The 18,845-nt window shown below is 74.2% G+C and carries 14 protein-coding genes and 2 pseudogenes; 13 read left to right on the top strand and 3 right to left on the bottom strand.

Annotation, left to right across the window (positions count from 1 at the left end):
• Nucleotides 1-125 precede the first annotated feature (125 nt).
• Nucleotides 126-1,565 (top strand): alpha-amylase family glycosyl hydrolase, encoded by a 1,440-nt coding sequence (locus tag ANAEK_RS15050; protein WP_012526988.1) that lies wholly within the window; start codon nt 126-128, stop codon nt 1,563-1,565.
• Between the two features lie 7 nt (nt 1,566-1,572).
• Here ANAEK_RS15050 and ANAEK_RS15045 read toward each other — a convergent pair whose 3' ends face one another.
• Nucleotides 1,573-2,331, bottom strand: coding sequence for a phosphatase PAP2 family protein (locus ANAEK_RS15045; protein ID WP_232288229.1), 759 nt, complete (start codon nt 2,329-2,331; stop codon nt 1,573-1,575).
• 90 nt (nt 2,332-2,421) lie between these two features.
• Here ANAEK_RS15045 and ANAEK_RS15040 point away from each other — a divergent pair, with 90 nt between their 5' ends.
• The 3 genes from ANAEK_RS15040 to ANAEK_RS15030 all read left to right on the top strand — a co-directional run bounded on the left by ANAEK_RS15040 (nt 2,422) and on the right by ANAEK_RS15030 (nt 6,456).
• The gene (locus tag ANAEK_RS15040; protein WP_012526986.1) at nt 2,422-4,128 is read left to right on the top strand and encodes a class I adenylate-forming enzyme family protein; all 1,707 of its coding nucleotides are present in this window, start codon (nt 2,422-2,424) and stop codon (nt 4,126-4,128) included.
• Between the two features lie 158 nt (nt 4,129-4,286).
• Nucleotides 4,287-4,742: a cytochrome c nitrite reductase small subunit gene (gene nrfH, locus ANAEK_RS15035; RefSeq protein WP_012526985.1), complete on the top strand. Its 456-nt coding sequence runs from the start codon at nt 4,287-4,289 to the stop codon at nt 4,740-4,742.
• Between the two features lie 40 nt (nt 4,743-4,782).
• On the top strand, nt 4,783-6,456 hold the full coding sequence (locus ANAEK_RS15030) for an ammonia-forming cytochrome c nitrite reductase subunit c552 (protein WP_012526984.1): 1,674 nt from the start codon (nt 4,783-4,785) through the stop codon (nt 6,454-6,456).
• Between the two features lie 77 nt (nt 6,457-6,533).
• Here ANAEK_RS15030 and ANAEK_RS15025 read toward each other — a convergent pair whose 3' ends face one another.
• Nucleotides 6,534-7,070 (bottom strand): cupin domain-containing protein, encoded by a 537-nt coding sequence (locus ANAEK_RS15025; protein WP_012526983.1) that lies wholly within the window; start codon nt 7,068-7,070, stop codon nt 6,534-6,536.
• A 193-nt stretch (nt 7,071-7,263) separates the two neighbouring features.
• On the opposite strand from ANAEK_RS15025, the gene ANAEK_RS15020 reads away from it, so the two are divergent.
• Nucleotides 7,264-9,375, top strand: a complete 2,112-nt coding sequence (locus tag ANAEK_RS15020) for a PD40 domain-containing protein (RefSeq protein ID WP_012526982.1) — start codon at nt 7,264-7,266, stop codon at nt 9,373-9,375.
• Between the two features lie 20 nt (nt 9,376-9,395).
• Here ANAEK_RS15020 and ANAEK_RS15015 read toward each other — a convergent pair whose 3' ends face one another.
• Complete coding sequence (locus tag ANAEK_RS15015) at nt 9,396-10,064, bottom strand: NAD(P)H-binding protein (RefSeq protein WP_012526981.1); 669 nt, start codon at nt 10,062-10,064, stop codon at nt 9,396-9,398.
• Nucleotides 10,065-10,305: 241 nt separating this feature from the next.
• Here ANAEK_RS15015 and ANAEK_RS15010 point away from each other — a divergent pair, with 241 nt between their 5' ends.
• From ANAEK_RS15010 to ANAEK_RS14980, 8 genes and pseudogenes are all read left to right on the top strand, one after another.
• Nucleotides 10,306-11,583 (top strand): acetate/propionate family kinase, encoded by a 1,278-nt coding sequence (locus ANAEK_RS15010; RefSeq protein ID WP_012526980.1) that lies wholly within the window; start codon nt 10,306-10,308, stop codon nt 11,581-11,583.
• A 19-nt stretch (nt 11,584-11,602) separates the two neighbouring features.
• Nucleotides 11,603-13,747, top strand: a complete 2,145-nt coding sequence (gene pta, locus ANAEK_RS15005) for a phosphate acetyltransferase (protein ID WP_012526979.1) — start codon at nt 11,603-11,605, stop codon at nt 13,745-13,747.
• A 139-nt stretch (nt 13,748-13,886) separates the two neighbouring features.
• Entirely contained in the window at nt 13,887-14,366 is a 480-nt protein-coding gene (locus tag ANAEK_RS15000; protein WP_012526978.1) for a cupin domain-containing protein, read from the top strand.
• Nucleotides 14,367-14,571: 205 nt separating this feature from the next.
• Complete coding sequence (locus ANAEK_RS14995; protein WP_012526977.1) at nt 14,572-15,189, top strand: histidine phosphatase family protein; 618 nt, start codon at nt 14,572-14,574, stop codon at nt 15,187-15,189.
• Between the two features lie 241 nt (nt 15,190-15,430).
• Nucleotides 15,431-16,354 (top strand): annotated as a pseudogene (locus ANAEK_RS22815) (TRAP transporter substrate-binding protein); the annotation flags it as partial.
• A 92-nt stretch (nt 16,355-16,446) separates the two neighbouring features.
• Nucleotides 16,447-16,635: pseudogene (locus ANAEK_RS23375) on the top strand (TRAP transporter small permease subunit); the annotation flags it as partial.
• Nucleotides 16,636-16,746: 111 nt separating this feature from the next.
• Complete coding sequence (locus ANAEK_RS23370) at nt 16,747-16,893, top strand: hypothetical protein (RefSeq protein ID WP_232288472.1); 147 nt, start codon at nt 16,747-16,749, stop codon at nt 16,891-16,893.
• Nucleotides 16,890-18,809 (top strand): TRAP transporter large permease subunit, encoded by a 1,920-nt coding sequence (locus ANAEK_RS14980; RefSeq protein WP_012526975.1) that lies wholly within the window; start codon nt 16,890-16,892, stop codon nt 18,807-18,809. The genes ANAEK_RS23370 and ANAEK_RS14980 overlap by 4 nt, the downstream gene beginning before the upstream one ends.
• Nucleotides 18,810-18,845 lie beyond the last annotated feature (36 nt).

The raw sequence follows: 18,845 nt of genomic DNA, 5'->3' as shown, positions 1-18,845 counted from the left end.
CGGCCCGTTCCGCCTGCCATGAGGCAACCGGGCGAGGCGAGCGCATCCTGCTCGCCTCGCCCTTCTCGTCTCCGCCTCCCGCGCTCCCCTGGAACACCGCCGCGCCGCGCGGCGTTGCTCAGGCGATGCGCGCCCGCCCGCTCCACCCTCCCTCCCGCGGTTCCAAGGGCTCGAAGCGAGCGCCCGCCGGGAGGGCGCGCGCCGCCCTGGCCGCCCTGCTGGCGCTCCTCTGCGCAGGGCCGCTGCGCGCCGGCGGCGACGTCCGGCCGGATCCGGAGTGGTACCGCGGCGCGGTGGTCTACGGCGTCGTCCCGCCGCGGTTCGGCCCCGAGCCCCTGAAGGCGGTGACCGCGCGGCTCGACGCCTTCCGCGACCTCGGCGTGGACGCGCTCTGGCTCGCGCCGCTCAACCCCACCGACGATCCCGGCGACGTCAGCTACGCCATCACCGACTACTTCGGCCTGCGCGCCGACTTCGGCACGCCCGAGGACCTCCGCACCCTGGTCCGCGAGGCGCACGCCCGCGGCCTGCGCGTGCTCCTCGACTTCGTCCCGAACCACACCTCGGTCGGCCACCCGCACCACCTCGACGCCGCGGCGCGAGGCCGGGCCTCGCCGTGGTGGGGCTGGTACGATCGCGATCCGGCCGGCCGCGAGACGCACTACTTCGACTGGAAGCACCTGCCGAACCTCGACTACGGCAACCCGCTCGTCCGGCAGATGATGCTGGACGCGTTCGCGTACTGGGTCCGCGAGTACGACGTGGACGGGTTCCGGGTGGACGCGGCCTGGGGGATCCGGCGGCGCGCCCCGGCGTTCTGGGGCGCGCTGCGGCGGCGGCTCGACGCGGTGAAGCCGGGGGTGTTCCTGCTCGCCGAGGCGAGCGCGCGCGATCCGTTCTACGTGCGGAACGGCTTCGACGCGGCGTACGACTGGACCGGCGAGCTGGGCCACTGGGCCTGGGAGAAGGTCTTCGACGATCCGTCGCGCGTCGGGCCGGCGCTCGACGCCGCGCTCGCCTCCCGCGCGACGCCGATGCACCGGGTGGCGCGCTTCCTCAACAACAACGACACCGGCGAGCGGTTCGTCACCCGCCACGGCCTCGCCATGACGCGCGTCGCGGCCGTGCTCCTCCACGCGCTGCCCGGCATCGCGGTGGTCTACACCGGCGACGAGGTCGGCGCCGAGTTCCAGCCGTACGAGGAGGGGCCGCCGGTGTCCTGGGTGGACGTCCACGGCCTCCGACCGCTGTACCGGCGCCTCGCGGCGCTCCGCGAGGACCTGCCGGCGCTCCGCCGCGGCGCGTACCGGAGGGTCGCGGTCCCCGGGCACCCGGCGGCGTTCGCGTTCCTGCGCGACGCGGGGCCGGCGGGCCGCGCGCTGGTGGTGCTCAACTTCGGGGGCCCGGCGCGGCTCCGCCTGCAGGGCCCGGCGGGCCCGCTGCCGGACTGGGACGCGATCTCGGAGCGGCCGGTCGCGGTGCGGCGCGCGGGCGCCGGCACCCTGGAGCTCGAGCTGGGCGCGCAGGAGGCCGTGATCCTGGTGGACCGCGCCGGCCGGCGCTGACCGCGGCCTACGCCTGCTCCGACCCCGGGCCGCTCCCCTCGGGCGGCGTGCCGCGCGCGCGGCGCCGGTCGAGGAGGTCCGCCGCCAGCCAGCAGGCGACGGCCCAGCTCCCGCCGACGGCCCACCCGGCGATCACGTCGGTGGGCCAGTGCACCCCCAGGTACACGCGGCTCGCGCCGGTGAGCGCGGTGGCCCCGAGCGCGCAGGCCATGACGAGGAGCTTCATGCGGCGGCGCGGCAGCACGCGCGCGAGGAGCGCGCCCAGCGTCAGGTAGACCACCGCCGACATCATCGAGTGGCCGCTCGGGAAGCTCGCGGTGTACACGTACGATCCGTGCGGCACGAGGTCCGGCCGCGGCCGCGCGTAGCCGTGCTTCAGGAGCAGGCTCAGCACCTGTCCCCCGGCGATCGCGACCGCCAGGAGCAGCATCGAGCGCGGGCGGCGCGCCATCCACAGGAACAGCGCGGCCGCGAGCGAGACCAGCGTGAGCACGGCGGTCCCGCCCAGCGCGGTGAGGTCGCGCCCCATCTCCTCCACCCAGCGCGGGCCGAGCGGCTCGGACGGATCGGCGGGATCCCGCAGCGCGAGGAGCACCGCCCGGTCGAGCGAGCGGACCTCGTCGTGGCGGATCGCCTCCGCCAGCTCGAGGAAGAGCCAGAGCCCGCCCGCCGCCACCGCCACCAGCGCCACGGTGACGAGCTCTCGGGCGCGGAGCAGGCGCCGGAGCGGCGATCCGGGTGGCCCGTCCGGGCGCGCGCCTCGCATGCGCGGCATCTTCGCCCCGGTCCGCCGCGAAGTCGATCTCGCGCCCGCCGCGCTCGCCCGGCCGGGCGGTTTGCGCTAGAACGCCCCGCCATGAAGACCGCCGCCCAGGACCAGGCCTGCCGCGATCGCGCGGCGCGGCTCCCCGAGAACATCGCCGATCGCGTCGCAGAGCACGCGCGCCGCGCCCCCGGGGCCATCGCGCTGCTCGAGCACAACACCGGCGAGACCGTCACCTGGAAGCAGCTCGACACCGCCGCCGACGCGTTCGCGGCGCGGCTGATCGCCGCGGGCTACCGCAAGGGCGACGTCGTCGCCACCAGCCTGCCGCTGCTCAAGGAGCACGTCTTCCTGCTCGTGGCCTGCTACCGCGTCGGCGTGATCCTGGCGCCGCTCGACCTGCGGCTGCGCGCGGGGGAGATCCGGACCGCGTTCGAGAAGCTCCGTCCCAGGGGCTACTTCTTCGTCGGCGCGCCCGCGCTCATGCCGGTGCTCGAGGAGGTGGTCGGCAAGTTCCCGGGGGTCCGCCACTGGGTGCAGTTCCAGAAGGACCCGGAGGGCATCCTCCCCGGCGCCACCTGGGTGAAGGACTTCACCCGCCGGATCAAGCTCGACTACCTGAAGGCGAAGCTCCTCGGCACGGTGCGGCGCGCCCGCGCCCGCGTCGGCAGGCGCGACGGCTGCCTCATCATCTTCACCACCGGCTCGACCGGCTCGCCCAAGCCGGCGCTCCTCTGCCACGAGAGCATCCTCGTCCAGAACGTCGGGCTCACGGTCGGGTTCGACCTCCGCCCGGACGACCGGCTGCTCGTGAACCTCCCGCCCTCGCACGTGGGCTGCACCACCGAGCTGCTCGGCACCGCGCTGTACGAGGGCATCACCTCGGTGCTCCTGCACGTCTTCGACGCGCTGAAGAGCCTCGAGGCGATCGCCGAGCACCGCGTCAGCGTGGTCGGGCAGATCCCCGCGCTGTTCAACGCGGAGTGGAGCCACCGCCGCTACGCCGAGCTCGACCTCTCCAGCCTGCGCGCCGCCATCTACGGGGGGCAGGGCGTGCCGCGCGCGTTCCTCGACCGGCTCCGCGCCATGGCCCCGGAGATCGGCACCGGCCTCGGGCTCACCGAGACGTCCGGCTTCTGCACCTACACCGCCGTGGGCGCGAGCGCCGACGACCTCGCGGACGGCATCGGCTTCGACTCGCCGCTCTGCCCCGTCTCGATCCGCGGGCCGATGACCGCGGACGGGCACGCCGGCCCCGAGCTGCCCGCGGGGACGGTGGGGGAGATCTGCTTCTCGGGCCCGCAGGTGTTCCTCGGATACCTGAACGACCCGGCCGCCACCGCGCAGGCGGTCACGAAGGACGGCGTCTGCTACACCGGCGACCTCGGCAGCTACGACCCGGCGCGCGGGCTCCGGCTCGCCGGCCGCGCCAAGCTCGTCATCAAGCCGAAGGGCTTCCAGGTGTTCCCGGGCGACGTGGAGAACCACGTCGTGTCCGCGCTGCCGGGCAAGGTGGCCGCGGCGGCCTGCGTCGGTGTCGAGCACGCTCGCTGGTCGGAGGCGATCGTGCTGTTCGTGGAGGAGGCGCCCGACGCCACCGTCACGCCCGAGGACGTCCACGCCGCGTGCCAGGGGATCGCCTCGTACGCCCGCCCCAGCCACGTGGAGGTGGTGTCCACCGGGACGCTCCCGCTCAACCGCGTCGCGAAGGTGGACTACGTCGTGCTGCGCGAGCGCGCCCGCGAGCTGGTCGAGGGGCTCCGGCGCGAGGGGAAGTGGGACGCGCGCGCCATCCGGTGAGCGCCAGGGCCGCCCGGCGGCCGGCCGGCCACCCCGCCGGGGAGCCCCTGCGTCCCTTTTGCGCATCCCCGATTGAAGTACCCAGCTCCGGGCGCAATCCGCGCTAACGTGCGCCAATCGCGAATGTGCGCGTCGCCGGAGGCGACCTTCGAGGGTCCATGCGAACGAGCCGCGGAGTGTCCGTGTTCCCGCTGTCGCTCGTGCTGGCGGCCACCGCCGGGCTGGCGCTCGGGCTCGGCGCCTTCGCGTTCGACTACGCGAAGGGCTCCTCGTACCTCGGGAACGACCCGAGGACCTGCGCCAACTGCCACGTGATGGAAGGCCACTACGCCGGGTGGCTGGCGGGCACGCACCACGCGGTCGCGACCTGCAACGACTGCCACACGCCCGCCGCGTTCCTCCCGAAGTACTGGGTGAAGGCCACCAACGGCTATCACCACTCCATGGCGTTCACGATGGGTGGCTACCCCGACGCCATCAAGGCGCGCCCCGAGAGCGCCAAGGTGGTGGAAGACAACTGCCGCCGCTGCCACGCCGCCGTGGTCGAGGACATCGCGCACGGGGGCGACGTCTCCTGCGTGCGGTGCCACCGCAACGTGGGCCACCTCCGCTGATCCGCCCGTCCGCCCCGCAGCACCGGAGAAGGAGCACGCAATGCCCGCCGAGACCCAGCCCACCAAGAACCGCGCGCTGCTCATCGCGCTCGTGGCCGGGGTGTTCGCCCTGGTCGCGGTGGGCGTCGCGATGCTGCTGGTGAACATCAGCGAGAAGAAGTCGGAGGCGCGCTTCTCGTACGTGAGGGTGGTCGAGGTCGGCGAGGACGACACCGACCCGGCCAAGTGGGGCAAGAACTGGCCGCGCGAGTTCGACGACTACAAGCGCACCGCCGAGCGGACGAGCACGAAGTACGGCGGCGCGATCGGCACCGCCGAGGGCGAGATGGCGCCGCAGAAGGCGGAGCGCGACCCCTGGCTGAAGCGCGTCTTCGCCGGCTACCTGTTCGCGGTGGACTACCGCGACCGCCGCGGCCACGCCTTCATGCTGAAGGACCAGGAGATCACGAAGCGCAACGTCCCGGGCGAGGGGAAGCAGTCCGGCAACTGCCTCCACTGCCACGGCTCGATCATGCCGCTCTACCGCAAGCTCGGGAAGGAGGCGGCGCCGCAGGGATCGCCCGCCGAGCAGCTCCAGGCCGGCCTCGCGAAGGTGGCGGAGATGGGCTACTGGGACGCGCACAAGGCGCTCGAGGACATGGGCGGCGGCAAGGCGCACCCGGTCTCGTGCGTGGACTGCCACGACCCGGCGTCCATGGAGGTGCGGGTCAGCCGCCCCGGCTTCATCGCCGGGATCCAGAAGCTCGCGGCGGGCTCGGCGGAGGTGCCGCACCTGCCGTCGATCGACCGGTGGCGCAAGGGCGACCGGTCGAAGCCCTACGATCCGAACCTCGACTCCACGCGCCAGGAGCGCCGTGCCTACGTGTGCGGGCAGTGCCACGTCGAGTACTTCTGCGGGAAGGGCATGACGCTGCTGTTCCCTTGGGCCGAGGGGCTCAAGGTCGAGAACGCCGAGCACCTCTACGACAACCTGCAGGTCAAGGGGCAGCGCTTCAAGGACTGGGTGCACGCCGAGACCGGGTTCGAGGTGCTGAAGGCGCAGCACCCCGAGTTCGAGGTGTGGAGCCAGGGCATCCACGCCCGGAGCGGCGTCACCTGCGCCGACTGCCACATGCCGTACAAGCGCGAGGGCGCGCAGAAGTACTCCGACCACTGGGTGCGCAGCCCGCTGCTCCAGCCGAACCGCGCCTGCGCCACCTGTCACCCGCTGACCGACGACGAGCTGAAGGCCCGCGTGCTCGGCATCCAGGACCGGCACTTCGCGCTGCTGACCCGCGCCGGCAACGCCGCGGTGGCGATGATCGACGCCATCGTGGCGGTGCGGAAGCCGTACGACGAGCGGAACCTCGCCGCGGCCACGGCCAAGGCGAAGGAGACGCTCGGGAAGCAGGACGCGTTCCAGAAGGCGCCGAAGGAGGAGCAGGACAAGAAGCTGGCGGCCGAGGTGAAGGCGAACCTGCTCGCCTCCTGGCGCGAGGTGATCTCGAAGACGCCGGCGCTGCAGGAGCTGGAGAAGCTGCAGCGCGCCGCGCAGTGGCGCCTCGACTTCGTGGCGGCCGAGAACTCGATGGGCTTCCACGCGCCGCAGGAGCTGGCCCGCATCCTGGGCGAGTCGATCGACCTCTCGCGCGAGGCGGAGGTGAAGGCCACGCGCCTCGCCGCCGGGACCACGGCGTCCGCCGCGGCCGTCCCCGCGTCGCAGCCGGGCAGGTAGGGACCGGCGCGCCGGCGCCGCTCACGGGTCGCGGTGCGCGAGCCCGGGGGCGAACGCCGGCGCGCGCGCGTCGCCGTTCAGAGGATCGGGCAGCCCGGCGGCGCGTTCGCGTCCCCGCGGCGCCGGTTGCGCTCGCTCGCGGGCACGAGCTGGACCGCGACCGTGGCCGCCTTCTCGGCCGTGCTCTCGTTGCGCAGCACGTGCACGTGGTCGCCGCCCTGATCGACGAAGACCTGGCCGGCCGAGTAGGTCCGCGGCGTGCAGTCCGCGTCGTACGCGGTGATCGTCCCCTGCGTGACGATGATGAGACTGTGGCCGGGGTGCGTGTGCCACCCGGTGGTCCCGCCGGGCTCCCAGGTGTTCGTCTGGACGAACAGGACCGACGGCCCGCGTGTCTTCTGGAGCGACAGCCAGAGGTTCGCCTGGGCGCTGCCCGCGACCCCCTCCGGGAGGATGATCCGGTTCAGGACGTCCACGTCGTCCTCGAGCAGCCCGCTCGCATAGGTACTCCCGGTGAATCCCGCCTGCCCGGTAGCGCCCGCGCTCCCGACGAACAGCAGCGCCCCCATGGCCAGCCAGCCGATCACCCGCATCCACTTCCAGCTCGTTCGCATGTGTGCCCTCGCTCGCGGCCCGGAGGAGCCGCTCGAGCGAGGTGGTTGGCGCGCGGAGCGCGCGCAAAGCGCGAAGCGCGGCACCGGGGCGAACGCCGCAGAGCACCGCGCGATGCAGTCGATTGCGGCCTCCACCGGCCCGCGACTAGATACGGGTCGCCGGACGCTTCATCCGTCACGCGCGGGAGCGCTCATGCCCGACTCGCCTCCCACAGGGTCCTCCGGCGCGGCGCGGCCCGCGTCGGACCGGCTCGAGTCCTGGAAGGAGATCGCGACCTACCTCCGGCGCGACGTCACCACCGTGCAGCGCTGGGAGCGGCGCGAGGGCATGCCGGTGCACCGGCACGTCCACGACAAGCTCGGGTCGGTGTACGCGTTCCGGTCCGACCTGGACGCCTGGGCGCGCCGCCGGAGCGCCGGGGTGGCGGGCGGCGCGTCGGGCGAGGGGACGCTCGCGGGCGGTGGCCAGGAGAGGGACCCCGCGGGCGGCGCGGGGGAGGTGGCCCCGCTCGAGCCGGTCGGTCGCGAGCGGGCGGCGAGCGGCCTGGCGCGGAGCCCGCGCCCGGCGGTGCGGCTCGCGGCGGCGATCGGCGTGGCCGCCGCGATCGGCGCGGGCGCCACCTGGCTCCTGCAGCGGCGCGCCGCCTCCGCGGACGATCCGCTCTCGGGCGCGCGCTTCGCGCCGCTGACCGACTTCGGCGGCGTCGAGCAGGCGGCCGCGATCTCGGCCGACGGCCGCTTCGTGGCGTTCCTGTCGGACCGCGCCGGGCGGGTGGACGTCTGGCTCACGCAGGTCGGCTCCGGGCAGTTCCAGGACCTGACGCGCGGGAGCGCGCCGGAGCTGGTGAACCCGTCGATCCGGACGCTCGGCTTCTCGCCGGACGGCGCGCTGGTGACGTTCTGGGCGCGCGGCCGCACCGGCTCGAGCCCGCCGGACATCGGGATCTGGGCGGTGCCGCTGCTGGGCGGTCCGCCGCGGCCGTACCTGGAGGGCGCCGCGGAGTACGCCTGGACGCGCGACGGCACGCGCCTCGTCCACCACACGCCGGGGCCCGGCGATCCGATGTACGTGAGCGAGGCCGGGCGGCCGCACGAGGCCCGCCGGATCTTCTCGGCGCCATCGGGGCTGCACGCGCACTTCCAGGTGTGGTCGCCGGACCAGGCGTTCATCTACTTCGTGCAGGGGGCGCTCCCGGACCGCCTCGACCTGTGGCGCATCCGGCCGGACGGCAGCGCGCCGGAGCGCCTGACCCACCACGACGGCCTGGTCAGCCATCCGGTGTTCGCCGACGAACGGACCCTGCTGTACCTCGCGACCGACCCCGACGGCTCCGGCCCCTGGCTGCACGCGCTGGACGTCGAGGGCAGGGCGACGCGGCGCGTGGCCCCCGGCGCCGGGCGGTACACCTCGCTCGCGGCGAGCGCCGACGGCCGGCGCCTGGTCCTCACGCAGGCGAGCCCGAAGCGCACGCTCTGGCGCGTGCCGCTCGGTCCGGACCGCGCCGACCTCGCCGCGGCGAGCCCCATCCCGCTGACCACCGGCAACGGGTGGTCTCCGCGGCTCGGCCCCGGATACCTGGTCTACCTGTCGGCGAAGGGCGCCGGCGACGGCCTGTGGAAGCTGCAGGACGGCGCCAGCACCGAGCTCTGGAGCCAGCCCGGCGCGCGGATCGCCGGGGCGCCCGCCGTCCGGCGGGATGGCCGGACGATCGCGTTCTGGACGCGAGAGGGTGGGCGGACGCGGCTCCGCGTGGTGGACGCGGACGGCACCGGGGCGCGCGTCGTCACCGACGCGCTCCAGCTCTCCGGCGCGCCGGCCTGGATGCCGGATGGCCGATCGATCGCCGTCGGCGCGATCGTGGAGGGTGCGCCGCGGCTGTTCCGGGTGCCGCTCGACGGCGGCGAGCCCGCGGCGCTGGTGGCCGAGCCCTCGGCGGATCCGGCCTGGGCGCCGGCGGGCGATCTCCTCGCGTTCACCGGCGCGGACGTCGGCACCACCTTCCCGCTGCGGGCGGTGAACGCCGACGGCAGCGCGCGCCGCATGCCTCCGCTCACGCTGACGCGGGGAGCGCGGCACGTCGCGTTCCTTCCGGACGGGCGGTCCATCGCGGTGCTCCGCGGCGAGATCCGCCGCAAGCACCTCGCGGCGGTGGACCTCGCGTCGGGCGCCTCACGCCCGCTGGTCGTGCTGCCGCCCGACTTCGACGTCGGCGACTTCGACGTGTCGCCGGACGGCCGCGAGCTGGTGCTGGAGCAGGTGCAGGAGCGCTCGGACCTGGTGCTCGTGGAGCGTCCGGGGCGGTGAGCCGGCGGCGGCGTCGGGCGTCAGCGCCCGAGCGCGTGCAGCGCCTCGCTCTCCACGATGCGCACCGGCTCCGCGGCCCCGTCGAGCGCGAGGCGCACGAGCGCGCGGGCGACGGCGTCGGCCGGCACGGGCGCGTGGCGGCGCTCCCTGCCGAGCAGCGCGAACGCGGCGCGGGCGAGCGGGAGCGCGAGCCGCTCGCCGAGCCGGGGCTCCTTCCGCGCGCCGCCATCGTCGATGAACGACGGGCGGAGCACCGTGAGCTGCGGGTAGCCGAGGCGCGCCAGCGCCTCCTCGGCCTCGCCCTTGGTCCGCAGGTAGAAGCTCCTCGAGCGCGGGCTCGCGCCGAGCGAGCTCACCAGCACGAAGCGGCGGGCGCCGCTCGCGCGCGCGGCCTCGCCGAACGCGACCACCGCCTCGAGGTCCACCGCCCGGAATGCCTCCCGCGATCCGGCCTGCTTCATGGTCGTGCCGAGGCAGCAGACCGCCACGTCCACCGGCTCCGGCAGCGCCCGCTGGATGGCCGCCGGATCGCGGAGGTCCGCGATGCGCGAGGAGAGCCGGGCGTGCTCGACCGGGAGCGCGCGGCGGCCGACCGCGATCACGCGGGCGACGTCGTCGCGGGCGAGCAGGTGGCGCAGCGCGAGGGAGCCGACGAGGCCGGAGCCGCCGGCGATGGCGAGGGTCCGCATGGCATGGGATTAACCCGGCGCGCCGCGCGCCGCGATGCGTCAGCGAACGCGTGACCACGATCAAGACGCGCGTCGGTGCGCGGAATTGCCGCGAGTGGCTCTTGCGCACCCTGCGCCCCACATGAGAGCGTGACCGTTCCGAGGCCATCGCGTCCGCGAGGCTTACGGCCCCAGCCCAAGTCCCGTCCAGACTCCGTGCCCGTCGGCGCGACGGAGCCCTCATCTCCTGGAGGTAGGTGGCGTGATCGTTCTGGTGCTGAACTGCGGAAGCTCGTCGGCGAAGTTCGCGGTGATCGACGCCGTGACCGGCCGGGAGCTGGTCTCCGGCGTGGCGCAGCGGGTCGGCTCGGCGCAGGCGACCCTCGACTTCAAGGTGGAGGGCAGGAAGGAGTCGCGCCTCCTGCACGGCGCCGGGCACGAGCGGGCGCTGCGCGCGGTGGTCGAGCTCCTGGACGAGCTCGGGGTGGCCCACGAGATCGCCGGCGTCGGGCACCGCGTCGTGCACGGCGGCGCGAAGTTCTCCGGATCGATGCCCATCACCCCCGCGGTGGTGGCGAAGATCGAGGAGTGCATCCCGCTCGGCCCGCTCCACAACCCGGCCAACCTGCTCGGCATCCGCATCGCCCAGGAGCTGTTCCCGGCGCTGCCGCAGGTCGCGGTGTTCGACACCGCCTTCCACCAGACCATGCCGTCGCGCGCGTACCTGTACGCCGTGCCGTACGAGTGGTTCGCGAAGCACGAGGTGCGGCGGTACGGCTTCCACGGCACCAGCCACCGCTACGTGTCCCAGCAGGCGGTGAAGCAGCTCGGCCTGGATCCGGAGGATCACGCGGTGGTCACGGCGCACCTCGGGAACGGCTGCTCGCTCGCCGCGGTCCGCAACGGCGCCAGCATGGACACGACCATGGGGCTCACCCCGGTGGACGGGGTGGTGATGGGCACGCGCAGCGGCAACATCGACCCGTCGATCATCGCGCACATGAAGAAGGCGCTGCACTGCACCGCCGACCACGTCATGGACGAGCTGAACCGGAACTCCGGCCTGCTCGGCATCTCCGGCCTGTCGAACGACATGCGCACGCTGCAGGAGGCGGCCGCCGCCGGGCACGAGCGGGCCCAGCTGGCCATCGACAAGTTCTGCTACTCCGTCGCGAAGGCCGCCGCGGGCATGTTCGTGTCGCTGGGGCGGGTGGACGCGCTCGTGTTCACCGGCGGGATCGGGGAGAACGCGGTGGACGTCCGGGCCCGCATCGTGGAGCTGCTCGGGTTCGCGGGCTTCGCGCTCGACGCCCACGCGAACGCGTTCCACGGCAAGGCGCTCCGGGGCCGGATCACCCGCACGACCAGCCCGATGGCGGCGGTGATCGCCACGAACGAGGAGCTGATGATCGCGATGGACACCGCCGAGATCGCGTCGGCGCACGGGCACGTCGAGGCCCATGGCCAGGCGGGCGCCGCCCCCGCGGAGGCCGCCGCGGACGGGGAGCGGACCGCCGCCGAGCGGCGCGCGTTCGCCTAGGGCCGGGGAGCGCACGCACATGGCCCATGTCCTCCTGCTCGCGCCGGCCGGCCGCCAGGTCGGCCTCACCACCGCCTGCCTCGGCCTGGTCCGCGCCCTCGATCGCCAGGGCGTCCGGGTGGCGTTCGCGAAGCCCATCGCCGCGCGCGGCGAGGACCGCGTCTCCGCGCTGGTCCGGCTCGGCTCCAGCCTGCGGCCGCCCGACCCGATCCCGCGCGCCGAGGCGGACGCGCTGCTCGCCTCCGGGGACGACCAGACGCTGATGGAGCGGGTGGTGGCGCTCTGCGCCGGCGCGGCCGAGGGCGCGGACGTCCTGGTGGTCGCCGGGATGTGGCCCGAGCCGGGGATGGTGCACTCGGCGCGGGTCAACGCGCTCATGCTGAAGGCGCTCGACGCGGAGCTGGTCCTGGTGGGCTCGCCGCGCGGCGAGACGCCGGCGGAGCTGGCGGACGCGATGGCGATCGCGGCGCGCGGGCTCGGCGGGTTCTCCGACGGCGAGCCGGTGAGCTGCTTCCTGAACCGCGTCGCGCCCAGGACGCCGGCCGCACGCGTCGGCGAGTCCCGGCCCATCTGGCTGGAGGCGGGGGAGGAGGCCGAGCTCCCGCCGGGGGAGATCGAGGCGTACCGCACGGCGCTGGAGGCGGAGCGGCTCCGGCCGATCGCGGTGGTTCCGTCTCGCGGCGACCTCGCCGCGCCGCGCGTGAAGGACCTCGCCGAGGCCATCGGGGCGCGGGTCCTCCGCGCGGGCGACCTCGAGGGCCGGCGCATCCGGCACGTGGCGCTGTGCGCCATGGCGGTGCCGGGCTCCATCAAGACGTTCCGGCCCGGCACGCTCGTCATCACCCCGGGCGACCGGAGCGACATCCTGCTGGCCGCCGCGCTGGCCGTGCTGAACGGCGTGCCGCTCGCGGGCGTGCTGCTCACCGGCGGCGTCGAGCCCGAGCCCCACGTGTTCGAGATGTGCGACTCCGCGCTCCGGGCCGGGCTGCCGGTGCTCGCGGTGGATCAGGGCAGCTACGCCGCCGCGACCGCGGTGGCGGGCATGAACCTCCAGGTGCCGCCCGACGACCCCGCGCGCGTGGAGCGCGTGATGACGGCGGTGGCCGACCTCATCGACCCCGCCTGGCTGCGGTCCCGCGCCGCGACCAGCCGCGTGCGGCGCCTCTCGCCGCCCGCCTTCCGGCAGCGGCTGGTGGAGGCGGCGCGCGCCGCGAACAAGCGGATCGTCCTGCCGGAGGGCGCCGAGCCGCGCACGGTGGCCGCGGCGGCCATCGCCCAGGAGCGCGGGATCGCGCGCTGCGTCCTGCTCGCCGACGCGGACGAGGTCCACGAGGTCGCGCGCCGGCAGGGGATCGCGCTGCCGCCGTCGATCGAGATCGTCGACCCGGTGCGGGTCGCGCCCTGGTACGTGGCGCCGCTGGTGGAGCGGCGCGCGGCCAAGGGGATGACCGCGGCCCAGGCCGCGCAGGAGCTGGGCGACGCCGTCATGGTCGGCACCATGATGATGGCGCTCGACGAGGCGGACGGGCTCGTCTCCGGCGCGCTCCACACCACCGCCCACACCATCCGGCCCGCCCTGCAGATCGTGAAGACGGTGCCCGGCTGCAACCTGGTGTCGAGCGTGTTCTTCATGTGCCTCCCGGAGCAGGTGCTGGTGTTCGGCGACTGCGCCGTGAACCCGACGCCCAGCCCCGAGCAGCTCGCCGACATCGCGATCCAGAGTGCCGACTCGGCCGCTGCGTTCGGGATCGAGCCGCGCGTGGCGATGCTGTCCTACTCGACCGGCACGAGCGGCGCGGGCGAGGAGGTCGAGAAGGTGAAGCGCGCGACCGAGCTCGCGCGCGCGGCGAGGCCGGACCTCGCCATCGACGGGCCGCTGCAGTACGACGCGGCGGTCATGCCCGACGTGGCGCGCCAGAAGGCGCCGAGGTCGAGCGTGGCCGGCCGCGCGACGGTGCTCGTGTTCCCGGACCTCAACACCGGGAACGTCACCTACAAGGCCGTCCAGCGGAGCGCGAACGTGGTCAGCATCGGCCCGATGCTGCAGGGGCTCGCCCGGCCGGTGAACGACCTGAGCCGCGGGTGCCTGGTCGAGGACATCGTGTTCACCATCGCGCTCACGGCCATCCAGGCGCAGCAGCTCGCGGCGCGCCGGGCGCGCTGAGGCGCCGGGGCGGGTCCGAGCGCGGGACGGCCCGGGCGTCCCGCCGAGGGCTGCTCGCGGCGGTGGCGGACGAATCCGAGGCGGCCGGCGCCGCCGGCGCTATGCTCCGCGCCCACCGTCCGCCACGGAGGAGCACCGCATGAGCCCGCCCGCGCCCCCCATCGCCATCGAGGCCGCCACCGCCCCCTCGCGCAAGGGCGCCCAGCTCGTCCCCGAGCCGTTCGCGACGCGCCTCGCGCACCGGGTCAAGCACGCCCTCGGGGATCCCTTCGGCCTGAGGGCGTTCGGGGTGAACCTCATGCGCCTGCCCGCCGGCGACACCTCGGCCATCCACCACCGCCACACCGTGCAGGACGAGTTCGTCTACGTCCTCGAGGGCCACCCGACGCTCGTCACCGACGACGGCGACGTGCAGCTCGCCCCCGGGATGTGCGCCGGCTTCCCCGCGAGCGGGCGAGCGCACCACCTCGAGAACCGCACCCGCGAGGACGTGGTCGTGCTGGAGGTGGGCGACCGCGCCACGGGCGATCAGGTGATCTACCCGATGGACGACCTCATGCTCGTGCCCGGGCCGGACGGCCGGCGGCGCTTCGTGCACAAGGACGGGACGCCGTACTGAGAGCACGTGAAACAATCCCCTCCCGTCGCCGCGGCGGCCGATCCGCGTCGCATCGCGTCGTTGCTCCTCCCTCACATGCCGACGGGCATGCTCGGTCGTCGCGCCTCGCGCTGCTCGCGTCTCGACCGCCTGGCTCGGTCCGGGGATTCACGCGCTCAGAGCGCCGCGCTTGGCGGGCCGGGCCGGCGAGGGTAGGTTCGGGCGGATGCCGCCGCCCGAGCGCCACCTGCTCCTCGTCCGCCACGGCGAGACCGACTGGAACGCGGCCGGGCGCCTGCAGGGCCAGACCGACGTGCCGCTCAACGCGACCGGGCGGGCGCAGGCGCTCGCCCTCGCGGCCCGCCTCCGCGCCGAGGGCATCCGCGCCATCGCCTCGAGCGACCTCTCCCGCGCGCGCGGCACCGCGGAGATCGTGGGCGCGGCGCTCGGCCTGGAGATCGCGCTCCTCGACCCGGACCTGCGCGAGCGCGGCTACGGCGCATGGGAGGGGCTGACCCGCGGCGAGTGCGAGGTGCGCCACCCCGACGCGTGGGCGCGCCACCTCGCCGACCCGCGCACGCCGCCGCCCGGCGGCGAGACCCACGACGCGCTCCTCGCGCGCGTGATGCCGGCCGTCCACCGGGTCGCCGAGCGCCTCGCCTCGCCCGCGCTGCTCGTGACGCACGGTGGAGTCATCCGGGCGTTCCTCTCCGCCGTCCTCGATGCCGGCCCCGGCGGCCGGGTGGTCGCGCCCCGCCTCGTCCCGAACGGCGGCGTGTGGCGCGTGCGCCTCGTGGACGGCCGCGTGATCGGCGCCGCCGCGCTCGACGGCATCGAGCCCTGAGCGCCAGCCCCGACCCCACCGGCACACCCCGCGCCGGTGGGTGACGCGCCGAGGGTGCCACGCCCGCGGCGCCCGCTGCGGGGGCCGCGGCGCGACCTCGCTCGCCCCGGGCGGTGCCGGATTGACGGATCGTCAATCGGCGCCGCGCCGAATTCCGCGCGCTGTACCCGGACGAAGGATTGCCGGTGCCCCGGACAGCACAAAGAACCGCTGACCACCCCGATTTCCGGGAGGAGCGCGCATGAAGAAGACCACGAGCAGGTCCCAGCCGGACACCGCCCCGAAGGCTTCCCGCCGTTCGTTCCTGAAGAAGGCCGCCCTGGGCGCGGCGGGCGTCGCGGCAGGGGCGGCGGCGCCGGCCATCCACGTCGCGCAGGCGCCCATCACGCTGCGCTTCCAGAGCACCTGGCCGCAGAAGGACATCTTCCACGAGTTCGCGCAGGACTACGCGAAGAAGGTGAACGAGATGTCGGGCGGGCGCCTCAAGATCGAGGTGCTCGCGGCAGGCTCGGTGGTGAAGGCGTTCGACCTCCTCGACGCGGTCTCGAAGGGCACGCTCGACGGCGGCCACGGCGTGGTCGCCTACTGGTACGGCAAGAACACCGCGCTGGCGCTGTGGGGCTCCGGCCCCGCGTTCGGGATGGATCCGAACATGGTGCTCGCCTGGCACCACTACGGCGGCGGCCGGCAGCTCCTCGAGGAGATCTACAGGTCGCTCAACCTGGACGTCGTCTCGCTCATGTACGGGCCCATGCCGACCCAGCCGCTGGGCTGGTTCAAGCAGAAGCCGGTCGCGAAGCCGGAGGACATGAAGGGGCTCAAGTTCCGCACCGTCGGCCTCTCCATCGACATCTTCAACGGCCTGGGCGCGGCGGTGAACGCGCTGCCCGGCGCCGAGATCGTGCCGGCGATGGACCGGGGCCTGCTCGACGCCGCGGAGTTCAACAACGCCTCGTCCGACCGCGTGCTCGGGTTCCCGGACGTCGCCAAGATCTGCATGCTGCAGAGCTTCCACCAGTGCTCGGAGCAGTTCGAGATCCTGTTCAACGGCAAGCGCTTCCAGGCGCTGCCGACCGACCTCAAGTCCATCATCTCGACCGCGGCGCAGGCCGCCTCGGCGGACATGAGCTGGAAGGCCATCGACCGCTACTCCACCGACTACTTCGAGATGCGGGACAAGCAGGGCGTGAAGTTCTACTCGACGCGCCCGGAGGTCCTGAAGCGGCAGCTCGAGATCTGGGACGGGGTCACGGCGACGTGCTCTACGGCTTCTTCCCGCCGCGCGTGCAGGCCGGGCTCGACCTCGTCCTGTACCTCGCGTTCTTCGTCCCGGGCGTGCTGGCGATGGTGTACGCCGGGTGGACGTACGCCGCGGAGTCGTTCGCGATCCGAGAGCACTCCACCATCACGGTGGACGGGCCGCCCATCTATCCGTTCAAGGCGGCCATCCCGCTCGCGGGCGGGCTGCTCCTGCTGCAGGGCGCGGTCGAGATCGTCCGCTGCCTCGCCTGCCTCCGGGCGGGCGAGTGGCCGTCGCGCACCCAGGACGTGGAGGAGGTGGACGTCGACAAGCTGAAGGAGCTCGTCCACGTGAAGGACGAGGACCTCGCCGCCCTCGACGCGCTCGTGGTCCGGCGCGAGGGCGGCGCCGCGGGGCCGGGCGACGAGCCGCCCGAGGCGGGCCGGAAGGACACGCGGCCATGAGGAAGGAGCTCTGGTTCGGCCTCGGCATGATGGCGGTGATCGTCGCGATCACCGCGTGGATCATGCCCGCCCCCGCGCAGATGACCGGCGGCCACCTCGGGCTGCTCATGCTGTCGCTCGTGGTGGTCGCGATCATGCTGGGCTTCCCGACCGCGTTCACGCTCATGGGCATGGGCGTGCTCTTCGCGTGGCTGGCGTACCGCTTCGACAACCCCGCCATCGCCACGCAGCAGACGCTCGACCTCATGGTCCAGCGGACCTACGCGGTGATGACGAACGACGTCCTCATCTCGATCCCGCTGTTCGTGTTCATGGGGTACCTCGTCGAGCGCGCCAACCTCATCGAGCGGCTGTTCAAGAGCCTCCACCTCGCCATGGCCTTCGTGCCGGGGTCGCTCGCGGTCGCCACGCTCGCCACCTGCGCGCTGTTCGCCACCGCGACCGGCATCGTCGGCGCGGTGGTGACGCTCATGGGGCTGCTCGCCTTCCCGGCGATGCTCCGCTCCGGCTACGACATCAAGCTCTCCGCGGGGGCGATCACCGCGGGCGGCTGCCTCGGCATCCTCATCCCGCCCTCGGTGATGCTCATCCTGTACGGCGCGACCGCCGGCGTCTCGGTGGTCCAGCTGTACGCGGGCGCGTTCTTCCCCGGCCTGCTGCTCGCCGGCCTGTACATCGCGTACGTGGTGCTGATCGCGCGGCTGCGGCCGTCGCTCGCCCCGCCGGCCACGCTCGCGGAGCGGACGGTCACGCTGCCGGAGCCCTCGCGGATCCTGGCGGGCGGGCGGCGCCGGCTGGCCGTCCCGGCGCTGCTCGGGGCGCTGGCGCGCCCGCGTCCCGGCGTCGGGCGCCGCTGGGCGGGGCGCCAGCTCGCCGCCGCGCTCCTGCCGGCGGCCGCGCTGGCCGCCGGGATCGCCGTCGTGCACGGCGTCGTCACCGCCGAGCGGGTGGTGGACACCGGTGGCCTCGTCGAGGTGGGCGACGGCGACGCGGCGGCCGAGGAGGCGTACCAGGGCGCGGAGCTCGCGCCGCTCGAGGACGACGGCGCGCCGGCGGAGGCCGGGGCCGAGCCGGTGCCGACCGCAGGGGGCGGCGCGGAGGTGGAGGAGGTCCGCGAGGCCGGCGCGGAGGCGCCGGTACCCGCGGCGCCGGCGGACCGCAAGCCCGCCCCGGCGGCGTTCTGGATCGCGGTCGCGGCCGCGCTGGCCGCGCTCGCCGTGCACTACGGCATCTTCACGCTGGAGCGGCTCGAGATCCTGAAGATGCTGCTCACCAGCTTCTTCCCCCTGACCACGCTCATCCTCGCCGTGCTCGGGTCGATCGTGTTCGGGTGGGCCACGCCGACCGAGGCGGCCGCGCTCGGCGCCGCCGGCGCGATGGTCCTCACCGGCGCCTACCGGCAGTTCAGGTGGTCGGTGCTGAAGGAGTCGGTGTTCCTGACCGCGAAGACCACGGCCATGGTGTGCTGGCTGTTCGTGGGCTCGTCGATCTTCTCGGCGGCGTTCGCGCTGCTCGGGGGCCAGGGGCTCATCGAGCGCTGGGTGCTCGGGCTCGACCTCACGCCCATCCAGTTCATGGTGCTGGCGCAGGCGATCATCTTCCTGCTCGGCTGGCCCCTGGAGTGGACCGAGATCATCGTCATCTTCATGCCCATCTTCATCCCGCTGCTCGGGCACTTCCAGATCGATCCGCTCTTCTTCGGCCTCCTGGTGGCGCTCAACCTCCAGACCGCGTTCCTCTCGCCCCCGGTGGCGATGGCGGCGTTCTACCTGAAGGGCGTCGCGCCGCGGCACGTGACCCTGAACCAGATCTTCGCCGGGATGATGCCGTTCATGGCGATCCAGCTCCTGGCGCTGGTGCTGCTCTACGTGTTCCCGCAGATCGGGCTCTGGCTGCCGCGCGTTCTCTATCGGTGAACACGCCAGGGCGAGGTGCGCCGCCGCACCGCCGGG

Source organism: Anaeromyxobacter sp. K, from assembly GCF_000020805.1.
Classification (GTDB): domain Bacteria; phylum Myxococcota; class Myxococcia; order Myxococcales; family Anaeromyxobacteraceae; genus Anaeromyxobacter; species Anaeromyxobacter dehalogenans.
Note: the sequence above shows the minus strand (reverse complement) of the source record. Positions and strands in the feature narration are given on the sequence as shown.

Excerpts from the sequence above, each read along its gene's own strand:
- nrfH (WP_012526985.1), top strand. The coding sequence starts at position 4,287 with ATGCGAACGAGCCGCGGAGTGTCCGTGTTCCCGCTGTCGCTCGTGCTG.
- ANAEK_RS15025 (WP_012526983.1), bottom strand. The coding sequence starts at position 7,070 with ATGCGAACGAGCTGGAAGTGGATGCGGGTGATCGGCTGGCTGGCCATG.
- ANAEK_RS15040 (WP_012526986.1), top strand. The coding sequence starts at position 2,422 with ATGAAGACCGCCGCCCAGGACCAGGCCTGCCGCGATCGCGCGGCGCGG.
- ANAEK_RS14995 (WP_012526977.1), top strand. The coding sequence starts at position 14,572 with ATGCCGCCGCCCGAGCGCCACCTGCTCCTCGTCCGCCACGGCGAGACC.
- ANAEK_RS15015 (WP_012526981.1), bottom strand. The coding sequence starts at position 10,064 with ATGCGGACCCTCGCCATCGCCGGCGGCTCCGGCCTCGTCGGCTCCCTC.
- ANAEK_RS15050 (WP_012526988.1), top strand. The coding sequence starts at position 126 with ATGCGCGCCCGCCCGCTCCACCCTCCCTCCCGCGGTTCCAAGGGCTCG.
- ANAEK_RS15000 (WP_012526978.1), top strand. The coding sequence starts at position 13,887 with ATGAGCCCGCCCGCGCCCCCCATCGCCATCGAGGCCGCCACCGCCCCC.
- ANAEK_RS15030 (WP_012526984.1), top strand. The coding sequence starts at position 4,783 with ATGCCCGCCGAGACCCAGCCCACCAAGAACCGCGCGCTGCTCATCGCG.
- ANAEK_RS15045 (WP_232288229.1), bottom strand. The coding sequence starts at position 2,331 with ATGCGAGGCGCGCGCCCGGACGGGCCACCCGGATCGCCGCTCCGGCGC.
- ANAEK_RS14980 (WP_012526975.1), top strand. The coding sequence starts at position 16,890 with ATGAGGAAGGAGCTCTGGTTCGGCCTCGGCATGATGGCGGTGATCGTC.
- ANAEK_RS15020 (WP_012526982.1), top strand. The coding sequence starts at position 7,264 with ATGCCCGACTCGCCTCCCACAGGGTCCTCCGGCGCGGCGCGGCCCGCG.
- pta (WP_012526979.1), top strand. The coding sequence starts at position 11,603 with ATGGCCCATGTCCTCCTGCTCGCGCCGGCCGGCCGCCAGGTCGGCCTC.